9 protein-coding genes and 1 pseudogene are annotated in these 11,381 nt (G+C 70.5%); 3 read left to right on the top strand and 7 right to left on the bottom strand.

The annotated features are described in order from the left end of the window. Nucleotides 1–31: 31 nt before the first annotated feature. From tnpB to urtA, 6 genes and pseudogenes are all read right to left on the bottom strand, one after another. Nucleotides 32–1,165, bottom strand: a pseudogene (gene tnpB / locus ABGB21_RS19750) (IS607 family element RNA-guided endonuclease TnpB); the annotation flags it as partial. Nucleotides 1,166–1,186: 21 nt separating this feature from the next. Beyond that, nucleotides 1,187–1,882: an urea ABC transporter ATP-binding subunit UrtE gene (gene urtE, locus ABGB21_RS19745; RefSeq protein ID WP_347655123.1), complete on the bottom strand. Its 696-nt coding sequence runs from the start codon at nt 1,880–1,882 to the stop codon at nt 1,187–1,189. Continuing rightward, nucleotides 1,883–2,650 (bottom strand): urea ABC transporter ATP-binding protein UrtD, encoded by a 768-nt coding sequence (gene urtD / locus ABGB21_RS19740; RefSeq protein WP_347678895.1) that lies wholly within the window; start codon nt 2,648–2,650, stop codon nt 1,883–1,885. Further along, nucleotides 2,647–3,837: an urea ABC transporter permease subunit UrtC gene (gene urtC / locus ABGB21_RS19735; RefSeq protein ID WP_347655125.1), complete on the bottom strand. Its 1,191-nt coding sequence runs from the start codon at nt 3,835–3,837 to the stop codon at nt 2,647–2,649. The genes urtD and urtC overlap by 4 nt, the downstream gene beginning before the upstream one ends. Continuing rightward, the gene (urtB, locus tag ABGB21_RS19730; RefSeq protein ID WP_347655126.1) at nt 3,834–4,715 is read right to left on the bottom strand and encodes an urea ABC transporter permease subunit UrtB; all 882 of its coding nucleotides are present in this window, start codon (nt 4,713–4,715) and stop codon (nt 3,834–3,836) included. Before urtB ends, urtC begins: the two co-directional genes overlap by 4 nt. Nucleotides 4,716–4,742: 27 nt before the next feature. Then, on the bottom strand, nt 4,743–5,939 hold the full coding sequence (gene urtA / locus ABGB21_RS19725; protein WP_347655127.1) for an urea ABC transporter substrate-binding protein: 1,197 nt from the start codon (nt 5,937–5,939) through the stop codon (nt 4,743–4,745). Nucleotides 5,940–6,151: 212 nt separating this feature from the next. On the opposite strand from urtA, the gene ABGB21_RS19720 reads away from it, so the two are divergent. From ABGB21_RS19720 to ABGB21_RS19710, 3 genes are read left to right on the top strand one after another with little or no spacing between them, the layout of a single operon-like run. Beyond that, nucleotides 6,152–6,706: a PadR family transcriptional regulator gene (locus ABGB21_RS19720; RefSeq protein WP_347655128.1), complete on the top strand. Its 555-nt coding sequence runs from the start codon at nt 6,152–6,154 to the stop codon at nt 6,704–6,706. Further along, nucleotides 6,703–7,407 (top strand): ABC transporter ATP-binding protein, encoded by a 705-nt coding sequence (locus tag ABGB21_RS19715; RefSeq protein ID WP_347678893.1) that lies wholly within the window; start codon nt 6,703–6,705, stop codon nt 7,405–7,407. Before ABGB21_RS19720 ends, ABGB21_RS19715 begins: the two co-directional genes overlap by 4 nt. Beyond that, nucleotides 7,404–9,755, top strand: coding sequence for an ABC transporter permease (locus tag ABGB21_RS19710; RefSeq protein WP_347678891.1), 2,352 nt, complete (start codon nt 7,404–7,406; stop codon nt 9,753–9,755). Before ABGB21_RS19715 ends, ABGB21_RS19710 begins: the two co-directional genes overlap by 4 nt. A 52-nt stretch (nt 9,756–9,807) precedes the next feature. On the opposite strand, the gene ABGB21_RS19705 is transcribed toward ABGB21_RS19710, so the two are convergent. Next, nucleotides 9,808–11,271 carry an RICIN domain-containing protein gene (locus ABGB21_RS19705; protein ID WP_347678889.1) on the bottom strand — a complete coding sequence of 488 codons (1,464 nt, stop codon included), beginning with the start codon at nt 11,269–11,271 and terminating at the stop codon, nt 9,808–9,810. Nucleotides 11,272–11,381 lie beyond the last annotated feature (110 nt).

Here is an 11,381-nt window from a genome sequence, read left to right as displayed (position 1 = left end):
CCTCGGCAAGGAGCGGCATCCGTTACCTCTCTCAGTGCGCTTTGGTGGGCGCACGGTTGGTAGTCCCGCCTTGCGGTGGGACGGTCCCGGTCTGACCCGTTGACACGGTGCCGGGTTCACGTTTCACTGCCACCTGCCCGCCGGGGCGGGTCTTCTGGTCGGCTCCACGTGCTGCCACCGGGCCACTCCCGGCGGTGTCACACTCGGCCGCGAGGGCGGCCAGGTTCACGGCGGCGTTGCGGTCGCGGTCGATGACCAGACCGCACGCCTCGCACTCGTACACACGCTCGGACAGGGCGAGCTTGGTTTTCACCGTGCCGCAGCCCGAGCAGGTCTTCGAGGACGGATACCAGCGGTCGGCCACGAGCAGCCGGCCGCCGTTCCACACCGTCTTGTACGCCAGTTGGCGGCGGATCTCGGCGAACCCGGCGTCGGCGATGTGCCTGGCCAGCCGTCGATTACGCAGCATGCCGGTGACGTTGAGGTCTTCGACCACGACGGTGCCGTGCTCGCGGGCGAGGCGGGTGGTGAGCTTGTGTAGCCCGTAACGGCGCAGGTTCGCCACCCGGGCGTGCGCCCGGCCGAGGCGGGCCGCTGCCCGCTCCCAGCGTTTCGACGCACGCTGGCCGGTCCGTCGGTCCGGTCCGGTCTTACCCGACAGCGCCCGGCCGAGTGCCCGCATGCGTTGCCGCGCGGCGGTCAGGTGGCGCGGGTTGTCGACCAGCTCGCCGGTGGACAGTACGGCGAGGTGCGTGATCCCGACATCGACGCCGACCACCGACTGCGGCCGGGTCGGGCGACGTTCGACCCGCGAGATCTCGACGGTGAACGCTACGTGCCAGCGTCCGCCGTCGCGGCGCACGGTGGCGGACATGATCCGCGCCGTGCCCGCCTCCAGACGCCGGGCCAGTTTGCGGGCGGACTCGTGCAGCTTCAACCGGCCCAGCCGGGGCAGCACCACATGCATCCGGTCAGGCTCGACCCGGATCGCCCCGGTCGTGAACCGCACCCTGGGCGTGGTGCGGCGGCGGGACTTGAACCGGGGGAAACCGACCGGACGTCCGGCCCGTTTCCCGGTGCGGGAGTCGGCCCAGTTCCTCAACCCGCGCGCGAGTGCGTCCAGGCCGGTGTTGAACGCCTCCTTGGACACCTCGCCCCACCACGGCGCAACCTTGGATGACGGTCGTCAGACCGACAACAGGGTGTGCACCGACGGGTCCTGCAGTTCGGTCCGGTCGCCGGAGCGGACCACCTCACCGGCGTCCAGGATCACGAACCGGTCCGCCAGCCTCAGCGCCAGCTCCAGGTACTGCTCGACAAGCAGGATCGCCAGGCCGAGGTCACGGTGCAGCCGCTGCACCGCCTCCTCGATCTCCAGGATGATCGACGGTTGGATGCCCTCGGTCGGCTCGTCCAGCAGCAGCATCTTCGGTCGGCTGACCAGGGCGCGGGCGATGGCGAGCTGCTGTTGCTGGCCGCCGGAGAGGAAACCGGCCCGGCGTCGCAGCAGGCCACGCAGCGCCGGGAAGAGGTCGAGCGACTCGTCGACCGCTCCCCGGCTGGCCGGGCCCGCCGCCTCGGCCGCCACCTGGAGGTTCTCCGCCACGGTGAGCTGCGGGAAGGTCGGATGTCCGGGCGGCACGTAGCCGAGACCGAGGCTGACCCGCTGGTGGGTCTTCAGTGTGGTGATGTCGCGGCCGTTGAACAGCACCCGGCCGGACCGGACCGGCAGCACACCCATGATCGCCTTGAGCAGGGTCGTCTTGCCGACCCCGTTGCGGCCCATCACGCAGACCAGGTCGCCGGCCGGGGCCACCAGGTCGACCCCGAAGAGCACCTGCGCCCGGCCGTACGCCACGTCGAGGTTCCGCACCGTCAACATCTAGGACGCCTCCTTGACCAGTTCGGCGGTCTCCCTGCGGGTCCGACCGAGGTACACCTCCTGCACCCGGGGGTCGGCCTGCACCTGCGCGACCGTCCCCTCACAGAGCAGCCGCCCCTCGTGCAGCACGGTGACGGTGCTGGCGAACCGGCGAAGGAAGTCCATGTCGTGTTCGACCACGATCACGGTGTGGTCCCGGGCCACCTGGCGCAGCAGTTCGCCGGTCCGGGCCCGTTCGTCGCGGCTCATCCCGGCCACCGGTTCGTCGAGCAGCAGCAGCCGGGGCTGCTGGGCCAGCAGCATGCCGATCTCCAACCACTGCCGCTGGCCGTGCGAGAGCACCCCCGCCGGGCGGTACGCCAGGTCTGCGAGCCCGGTGGTCTCCAGTGCGGCGGCGACCTGGTCCGAGACGTCCCGACGGCGGCGAAGTCGGGCGGCGAGCGGTCGGCGGAAACTCGCCGCCAGGTCCAGGTTCTCCAGCACGGTCAACTGCTCGAAGACGACCGAGGTCTGGAAGGTGCGGCCGATGCCCAGCCGCACGATCCGGTGTTCCCGCCGGCCGACGAGTTCCTCGCCGGCGAACCGTACCGACCCGGAGGTGGGCCGGGTCAGGCCGGTGATCACGTCGATCAGGGTGGTCTTGCCGGCACCGTTCGGACCGATCAGGAACCGCAGTTCTCCGGCGGCGACGGTGAGGTCGAGGTCGGTGATGGCCCGGAAGCCGGAGAAGGCGACGTTCAGGCCGCGGATCTGGAGCAGCCCGGTCACGCCCGTACCTCCTCGCGTTGCGCCCCGGCCGGCGGCGGGTCGGTCGCTGACGGGTCGGCGGCCGGCGTGGCGTCGGTCGGCCGGGTGGCCGCCGGTGCCGGGCGGGGTCGCCACCGGTGCCCCAGCGCGGCCCGGACGTCGGTGAACACCCCGGCGAGGCCCCGGGGCGCCCAGAGCATCACCACCACGAACATCGCGCCCTGCAGGTAGACCCAGTTGTCGGCGGACTGCTCGCTGAAGATGGTCTTGGCGTAGTTGACCAGCAGCGCCCCGCCGACCGCGCCGGCCAGCGAGAACCGACCGCCGACCGCCACCCCGATCAGCAGCTCCAGCGAGGCGACGATGCCGAGGTTGGCCGGGCTGAGCAGGCCGACCATCGGCACGAAGAGCGCACCGGCGATCCCGGCCATTCCGGCGGAGACGGCGAACGCGATGGTCTTGACCACGGCCGGGTCGTAGCCGAGGAACCGTACCCGGTCCTCGCCGTCCCGGACCGCGACCAGCAGCTGGCCGAAGCGGCTGCGGGCGAGCTGCCAGGCGACCAGGAAGACGACCCCGAGCACCCCGGCCACGACCAGGTACAGGATCCGTTTGTCGCCCGGCTGGTAGAGGTCGAGCCCGAAGAACGTCTGGAAGTTGGTCAGGCCGTTGGTGCCGCCGGTCAGCCCCTGCTGGCCGACCAGCAGGATGACGAACGCGGCGGCGAGCGCCTGGGAGAGCACCGCGAAGTAGGCGCCCCGGACCCGCTGCCGGAAGACCAGCAGGCCGAGCAGGACGGCCACGGTCACCGGCAGCAGCACCACCATGGCCAGCGCGAAGACCGGGTTGGCGAACGGTCGCCACAGCGCCGGCAGGCTCTCCACCCCGCTCCAGACCATGAAGTCCGGCAGCCCGCCGGGCCCGGCCTCGCGGAGCTTGAGGTGCATGCCCATCGCGTAGCCGCCGAGGCCGAAGAAGACGCCCTGGCCGAGGGTGAGCATGCCGCCCCGGCCCCAGGCCAGGCCGATGCCGACGGCGACGATGGCGAAGCAGAGGTACTTGCCGAGCAGGTCGAGCCGGAACGGCGAGAGCACCGCCGGCGCGATCAGCAGCAGCACCGCCGCACCGGTGAAGAGCGCCGGCCCGGCCAGCCGCCACCGCCGTGCCGCGCCGGCCCCCTTTCCGGGTACGTCCACGGCGGCGCTCACGACAGCGCCCGGGTACGGACGACGAACATGCCCTGCGGACGGAGCTGGAGGAATCCGATGATCACGGCGAACACCACCACCTTGGCGAAACTGGCTCCGTTGTCGACCCAGAACTCGACGAAGCTGTTCAGGATGCCGAGGGCGAAGGCGGCGATGACCGCGCCCCGTAGCTGTCCGAGACCGCCGGCGACCACCACCAGGAAGGCGTCGACGATGTAGTTGGTGCCCAGGGTCGGACCGACCGGGCCGATCAGGGTGAGCGCCACCCCGGCCACCCCGGCCAGCCCCGACCCGATGAAGAAGGTGAGCTGGTCGACCCGTTCGGTGGCGACCCCGCTGGCCGCGGCGAGCTGCCGGTTCTGCATCACCGCGCGCATCCGGCGGCCGTGCTTGAGCCGGGTCAGGTAGACCCAGATCGCCAGCACGCAGCCGACCGCGAGCAGCATGATGAAGATCCGGTTGTACGGCAGTCGTACACCGCCGAGGTCGAGTCCGCCGGTCAGCCAGCCCGGCGCCCGGACCTGCACGTTCGGCGCGCCGAAGATGTCCCGGGCGACCTGTTGCAGGATGAGGCTGATCCCCCAGGTGAGCAGCAGGGTGTCCAGTGGTCGACCGTAGAAGTGCCGGATGGCCAGCCGTTCGAGGATCAGGCCGAGCAGTCCGGCGACGCCGAAGGCGATGGGCAGGGCGACCAGCACCGACTGGCTGCCGACCAGCGGCTGCAGCAGGTACGCGGTGTACGCCCCGGCCATGATGAACTCGCCGTGGGCCATGTTGATCACGCCCATCTGACCGAACGTGAAGGTCAGCCCGAGCGCGATCAGGAGCAGCACCGCTCCGATGCTCGCGCCGATGACCAGTTGGTTGAGCGTCGCCATGCCCGCCTCACCTCCGTCCGGCGCCGGTCAGGACAGGCCGGTGGCCCACGGGTACCCCTTGAGGTACGGGTCCGGCTTGATCGGCTGGCCGGAGTTCCAGACCTCCTTGATCTGGCCGTCCGGCTGGACGAGGCCGATCCTGGCGGTCTTGTAGACGTGCTGGTTCTCACCGTCGATGATGACGGTCCCCTCGGGTGCCTCCAGGGTGATGCCGCCGGCCGCCTTCTTCACCGCCTCGACCTCCACGGTGCCGGCCTTCCTGACGGCCGCCGCCCAGAGGTGGACCGCGTTGTAGCCGGCCTCCATCGGGTCGGAGGTGACCTTTGTGGTGCCGTACTTGGCCTTGAAGGCCTTCACGAAGGCGTCGTTACGGGCGCCGGTGGTGGTCTGGTAGTAGTTCCAGGCGACCAGGTGGCCGGCGACGTTCTCCGGGCCGATGCCGACGACCTCCTCCTCGGCGACGCTGACCGAGACGGTCGGCATCAGCTCGGCGGTGATTCCGCTGCTGCGCAACTGCTTGAAGAAGGCGACGTTGCTGTCCCCGTTGAGGGTGTTGAAGACCGCGTCGGGCTGGGCCTGCTGGAGCTTGTTCACCACGGTGCTGTACTCGGTGTGGCCGAGTGGGGTGTACTCCTCGCCGAGGATGGTCATGCCGTTCGCCGCCGCGTACGCCTTGATGATTTTGTTTGCGGTACGCGGGAAGACGTAGTCGCTGCCGACCAGGAAGAGGCTCTTCGCGCCCTGCTGCTTGAGGTAGTCCAGACCGGGCACGATCTGCTGGTTCGTGGTCGCCCCGGTGTAGAAGATGTACGGCGAGCTCTCCAGCCCCTCGTACTGCACCGGGTACCAGAGCAGCGCCTTGTTGCGTTCGAAGACCGGCAGCATCGCCTTGCGGCTGGCCGAGGTCCACCCGCCGAAGACGGTGGCGACCCGGTCGGCGGAGATGAGCTTCTGCGCCTTCTCGGCGAAGGTGGGCCAGTCGGAGGCGCCGTCCTCGACCACCGGTTCGATCTGCTTGCCGAGCAGTCCGCCGGCCGCGTTGATCTCCTCGATGGCGAGCAGTTCGGCGTCTCGTACCGTGACCTCGCTGATCGCCATGGTGCCGCTCAGTGAGTGCAGGATGCCGACCTTGATGGTGTCCCCGCCGCCCGCACCCGACGCCGCCGTCGGATCCTTGGCACAGCCGCCGGTAGCCAGCAGCACCGCCGCCGCCGCGGCCAGCATGACCGACCGTCTTCTCGCGCCTCGTGGCATCCAACTACCCCTTTCGACGAGGGCCGCTGCGTAGTGCCACGAACCGTAGGAATGAAGGATTTCATGAATCTGAGTTCCTCGATGTCTGTCGTGTTAACGAAACCTCACAGATAGATCGATCTCCATCAACTACACACCCCAGCTATACACGCCATGTATACGCGTCATGTAGAGTCCGATTCATGGCGATCGGACAGACTTTCCTGGGCCTGCTCGAGAGCAGCCCCCGGCACGGCTACGAGCTGAAACGGCTCTACGACGAACGCTTCGGCCAGTCCCGGCCACTGCACTACGGGCAGGTCTACTCGACCCTCGCCCGGCTGCTGCGCGGCGGCCTGGTCGAGGTCGACGGGGTCGAGCCGGGCGCCGGCCCGGAGCGCAAGCGCTACGCGATCACCACCGCCGGGGTGACCGACGTCGAACGCTGGCTGGCCCAGCCGGAGAAACCGGACACCTACCTGCAGAACACCCTCTACACCAAGGTGGTGCTCGGCCTGCTGACCGGCCGCGACGCCGCCGACATCCTCGACATCCAACGCACCGAGCACCTGCGGGTGATGCGCGAACTGACCCGGCGAAAGGCCGACGGCGACCTCGCCGACCACCTGATCTGCGACTTCGCCCTCTTCCACCTCGAGGCCGACCTGCGGTGGCTGGAACTGACCGCCGCCCGGCTCGACCAGCTTGCCGCGACGCTGCGGATCCCGGCGCCCCGGCTCGACAGGAGCACGCCATGACCAACACCCCCGGCCCCGACGACCGTCCGCTGCTCTCGGCGGTCGACCTGCACAAAACGTACGGGACGACCTCGGCGCTCGACGGCGCCAGCCTGCACGTCCGGGCCGGTGAGATCGTCGCGGTGATGGGCTCCTCCGGCTCCGGAAAGTCGACCCTGCTGCACTGCATGGCCGGCATCGTCCGGGCCGACGCCGGCCAGGTGCGCTACCGCGACCGGGACCTCACCACCATGTCCGACGCCGAACGCAGCGCGCTGCGCCGCAGCGACTTCGGGTTCGTCTTCCAGTTCGGCCAACTCGTACCGGAGCTGACCTGCCTGGAGAACGTCGCGCTGCCGCTGCGGCTCGGCGGCGTCCGGCGCCGCGAGGCGGAACGCCGGGCCGCCGAGTGGCTGGGCCGGCTCGAGGTCACCGACGTGTCGGGCCAGCGTCCCGGCGAGGTCTCCGGCGGGCAGGGACAGCGGGTCGCGGTGGCCCGGGCCCTGGTCACCGCCCCCCGGGTGGTCTTCGCCGACGAGCCGACCGGCGCCCTCGACTCGCTCAACGGCGAACAGGTGATGCGGCTGCTGACCGAGGCGGCCCGGCACACCGGCGCGGCGGTGGTACTCGTCACCCACGAGGCCCGGGTCGCCGCGTACGCCGACCGGGAGGTCGTGGTGCGCGACGGCCGCACCCGCGAGACCGTCCTGGCACAGCGGTGAGCGCCGCTCGGCGCGGCCCGGGCTGGGCCGCGGACCTCGCCCTCGGCGCCCGGCTGGTCTTCGCCGGCGGGCGCAACGGGCTGCTCCGGACCCTGATGACCGCCGTCGGTGTCGGTCTCGGCGTGGCCCTGCTGCTGACCAGCTCCTCGATCTCCACCATGCTCGACGGGCGGTCGGAGCGGACCGCCGCCCGCGACGACCAGTTCTTCGGCGGCGGGCAGCCGCCGCCCGGCGACCAGACCCTGCTGGTCACCTCGGCCGACACGGCCTATCGCGGCATCCAGATCCGGGGTCGGCTGCTCCAGCCGGACGGGACACACCCACCGGTCCCGCCGGGGCTGACCCGCCTGCCGGGCGCTGGCGAGATGGTCGTCTCCCCCGCCCTGGCCGACCTGCTCGCCTCCCCGGAGGGGACGCTGCTCCGACCCCGGCTCGACCACCCGGTCGTCGGCACCATCGCCGACCCGGGTCTCTCCGGCCCGAGCGACTACGCCTACTACCTCGGCACCGACCAGCTTCGCGCGGGTGGCGGCACAGTCCGGATCGACCACTTCGGCAGTGAGTCGACCAGCGAGGGCCTAGACCCGGTGCTGCTGCTGCTCGTACTGATCATCTTTGTGGTGCTGCTGCTGCCGATCGGGGTTTTCATCGCCGCCGCGGTCCGGTTCGGCGGCGAGGCCCGGGACCGGCGACTCGCCGCGCTGCGGCTCGTCGGCGCCGACGCGGTGACGACCCGCCGGGTCGCGGCCGGCGAGGCGTTGGTCGGCGCGCTGTTCGGCCTGCTCGCCGGCGCGGTCTTCTTCCTCGTCGGTCGGCAACTCGTCGAACTGGTCACGCTGCAGGGAATCAGCGTCTTCGCCTCCGACGTCAAGCCCAGCCCGGTGCTCGCGATACTGATCGCGCTGGCGGTGCCGGCGGTCGCGGTCGCCGTCGCCCAACTCGCGCTCCGCCGCATCGTCGTCGAACCGCTCGGCGTGGTCCGCCGCTCCGCCGCCCGTCGACGCCGCCTCTGGTGGCGGCTGGTCCTGCCGGTCGTCGGCGCCCTGCTGCTCGCCCCGCTGCTCGGCGGAATCGACCAGACCAGCGGCGCCTTCAACCAGGTCCAGGTGATCATCGGGGTGATGCTGCTGCTGATCGGGGTCGCCGCGCTGCTGCCCTGGGTGGTCGAGGCGGTGGTCCGACGGCTGCGCGGCGGCACGGTCTCCTGGCAGCTCGCCATCCGCCGGCTCCAGCTCGACACCGAGTCGTCGGCCCGGATGGTCGGCGGCGTCGCGGTCGCGGTCGCCGGCGGCATCGCCCTGCAGATGCTCTTCGCCGGCGTGCAGCACAACTACGTGCAGTCCACCGGCCAGGACGTGAGCCGGGCCCAGGCGATGGTGCTGGTCCACGACAACCTCGCCGGAGCCGCCCTCGGACCGCTGACCGAGCGGTTCCGCGCCGTACCCGGGGTCGACGGCGTGATCACCACCCTCGACGTCAGCATGACCGCCGCCGACTCGAAACCCGACGAGTACGGCGAACGCCCCGCCGTCCTGCTCCGGATCGGCGACTGCGCCGCGCTGCGAGAACTCGCCACCCTGGACCGGTGCGCGGACGGCGACGTCTTCCGGGCCGTCGACCAGGACTTCCCGGACCAGACCACACCGAACCTGCCCGACCCGGGACAGCGGATGGAAGTCGGTTTCCGGGATCCGGCCACCGCCACCCGGTGGGCCCTGCCGACCGACCTGCCGACGGTACCGGTCCGCGACGACCCCGGAGCGGGTCGGGTGACCGGTGTCCTCGCCACCCCTGGCGCCGTCGACCTGGCCGCGCTGCGCGGGCTGGACGGTCGGGTCTTCCTCACCGCCGACCTCACCCGACCCGACACCATCGAGCTGGTCCGCAACGCGGCGGCCGAGGTAACCCCGACGGCGGTGGTCCAGCCGTTGCGTGCCACCGCGGAGGCCAACCGGTTCGCGCAGATCCGGCGCGGCCTGTTCATCGGCGTGGTGGCGACCCTGCTGCTGCTCGGCGCCAGCCTGCTGGTCGGCATCCTGGAGCAGTTGCGGGAACGGCGCCGGATGCTCGCCGTACTGGTCGCGTTCGGCACCCGACGCAGCACGTTGAGCTGGTCGGTGCTCTGGCAGACCGCCGTACCGGTGCTGCTCGGCCTGGTCCTCGCGATCGTTCTCGGTACGGCCCTCGGCGGCACCCTGCTCGCCATGGTCAACGAGCCGCTACGCCTCGACTGGCCGAGCATCGCCGGCATGTCCGGCCTCGCCACCGGAGTGGTCCTGCTGGTGACGGCGTTCAGCCTGCCGGCGCTCTGGCGCCTGCTCCGCCCCTCCGGCCTCCGCACCGAGTGAAAGGACGGGGCCCTTCTGTGGGAAGGGCCCCGTCCTCACCTCTACAGTCAGCTCACCCCGGCAGCGCCGGCAGGTCGACGGCGGTGAAAAGGTCGTCGTCCCCGGCGCCACGGGCGAGGCCCTCGAACAGGGTCCGGACGTACATCCGGGGGTTGCCCTGCTGCGGACGCAGCAGGAACCCCCAGGTCGGTCCGCCGTCCCGGGAGAACGTGACCACGCTCGGGTCTGCGGCGGCGAGCCCGGTGGTGTTGCTGACCTGTTGCCAAACTCCCCAGACACCCGATGCCTGGGCGGTCTCGGTCACGTAGTGGATAGATCCGTCGGCAGTCCGCGCCACCACTTCGGTCAGACCGTTGTTGGGGTTGAGCACGGCACCGGGCGAACCGACGGCCACCAGGTCACCGATCTGCTCCCAGGTCGCGCCGAACGCCCCGCTCCCGTCCTGCACCTTGCTGACGATGGTGCCGTCGGCGGAACGAGCGAAGACCCGCAGCCGGAACCCCGGATAGACGACAACTGCCGGGATGCCGTTCAGGCCCGTCCCGCCGAGACTGGTCCAGTCCGACAGGGCACCACCCCGGTAGGTCGCCGTGTGTAGCGCACCGTTCGCATCCGCGGCGAAAAGCTGGAGACCGTCGCGGATCGTCACCGCGACCGGTCGGCCAACCAGGCCGCTGCCGCCGACAAACCGCCAACCGAGGTACGGCGCCTGGACGCCGTCCTGCGGCAGGTGCCACAGTCCCCCACCGGCCAGGGTGAAGACGACGAGCTTGCCGTCCGGCAGGCGGCCCACCGTCGGGTGCGTCAGATTGGAGCCGCCCACGTCCTGGAAGGGGTTCCACTGCGGTTGCCCAGCGGTGGTCTGGGTACGCAGCCAGGTGTCGCCGTCGGCCGTGTTGTGCGCCACCACCTGAACGCGGCTGTCCGCCTGGTACGAGAGAACCGGTTGGCCGGAGAAGGCCTCACCCTCGCCGATGGCCGTCCACTGCACGCCGTTGAAGTTGTCGGCGTCCTCCTGGTGGCCGTGCCACAGGTTGCCGAGGTTGTCCACGTAGGCGTAGGTCAACGGGGGCTCTGTCGCACCCGGTCGCGGCGCCTGGATGACAGAGATCGGGGTGAAGGACTCGTGCGGCAGGGGTGTCGCCGCCGCGCCTGCCGGTGGGAAGTACCACCGCTCGTTGGTCCCAGCCACAGCGTTGCAGTTCCATTGGACGACAGGAGCACTCGTCTCGAGCGAGTTCCGGGAGACGTGCAGGCACTTGCCGCTGTGTTCGGCAACGATCTGGAAGGTGTGCGACCCGGGCACCGGCCGGAACCGGAAGTTGTCGTGCTTGTTGGTGGCATCGCAGGTGTACTGGATGATGTTGATGTCGACTTCCGTCGAGGCACCCTGGACGTTCAGACACTTGTTGCTGTGAATGGCGACGATGTGATAGGTGCCGTCGCCCTGCGAAACGGCCTTCCAGTCGTCGTTCGTATTTGTGGCGCTGCACGGATACTGACGTGATCTCAGCATGGATTCGGTAGGTATCGGTATTCGAAGTGGGTGAGGTGGAGAGCGGCGCGGACGATGTCGCCGATCTGCCGTGGGCTGGCGGTGGTGTGACGAAGGGTCCGCCAGCGGCC

It is taken from the genome of Plantactinospora sp. B24E8 (genome assembly GCF_039871735.1).
In the GTDB taxonomy this organism is placed as follows: Bacteria; Actinomycetota; Actinomycetes; order Mycobacteriales; family Micromonosporaceae; genus Plantactinospora.
This window is presented reverse-complemented; position numbering and strand designations above follow the sequence as displayed.

Bases quoted from the DNA above. Each gene is read 5' to 3' on its own strand.
- urtE (WP_347655123.1), bottom strand. From the start codon at position 1,882: ATGTTGACGGTGCGGAACCTCGACGTGGCGTACGGCCGGGCGCAGGTG.
- urtB (WP_347655126.1), bottom strand. From the start codon at position 4,715: ATGGCGACGCTCAACCAACTGGTCATCGGCGCGAGCATCGGAGCGGTG.
- urtA (WP_347655127.1), bottom strand. From the start codon at position 5,939: ATGCTGGCCGCGGCGGCGGCGGTGCTGCTGGCTACCGGCGGCTGTGCC.
- ABGB21_RS19720 (WP_347655128.1), top strand. From the start codon at position 6,152: ATGGCGATCGGACAGACTTTCCTGGGCCTGCTCGAGAGCAGCCCCCGG.
- ABGB21_RS19715 (WP_347678893.1), top strand. From the start codon at position 6,703: ATGACCAACACCCCCGGCCCCGACGACCGTCCGCTGCTCTCGGCGGTC.
- ABGB21_RS19705 (WP_347678889.1), bottom strand. From the start codon at position 11,271: ATGCTGAGATCACGTCAGTATCCGTGCAGCGCCACAAATACGAACGAC.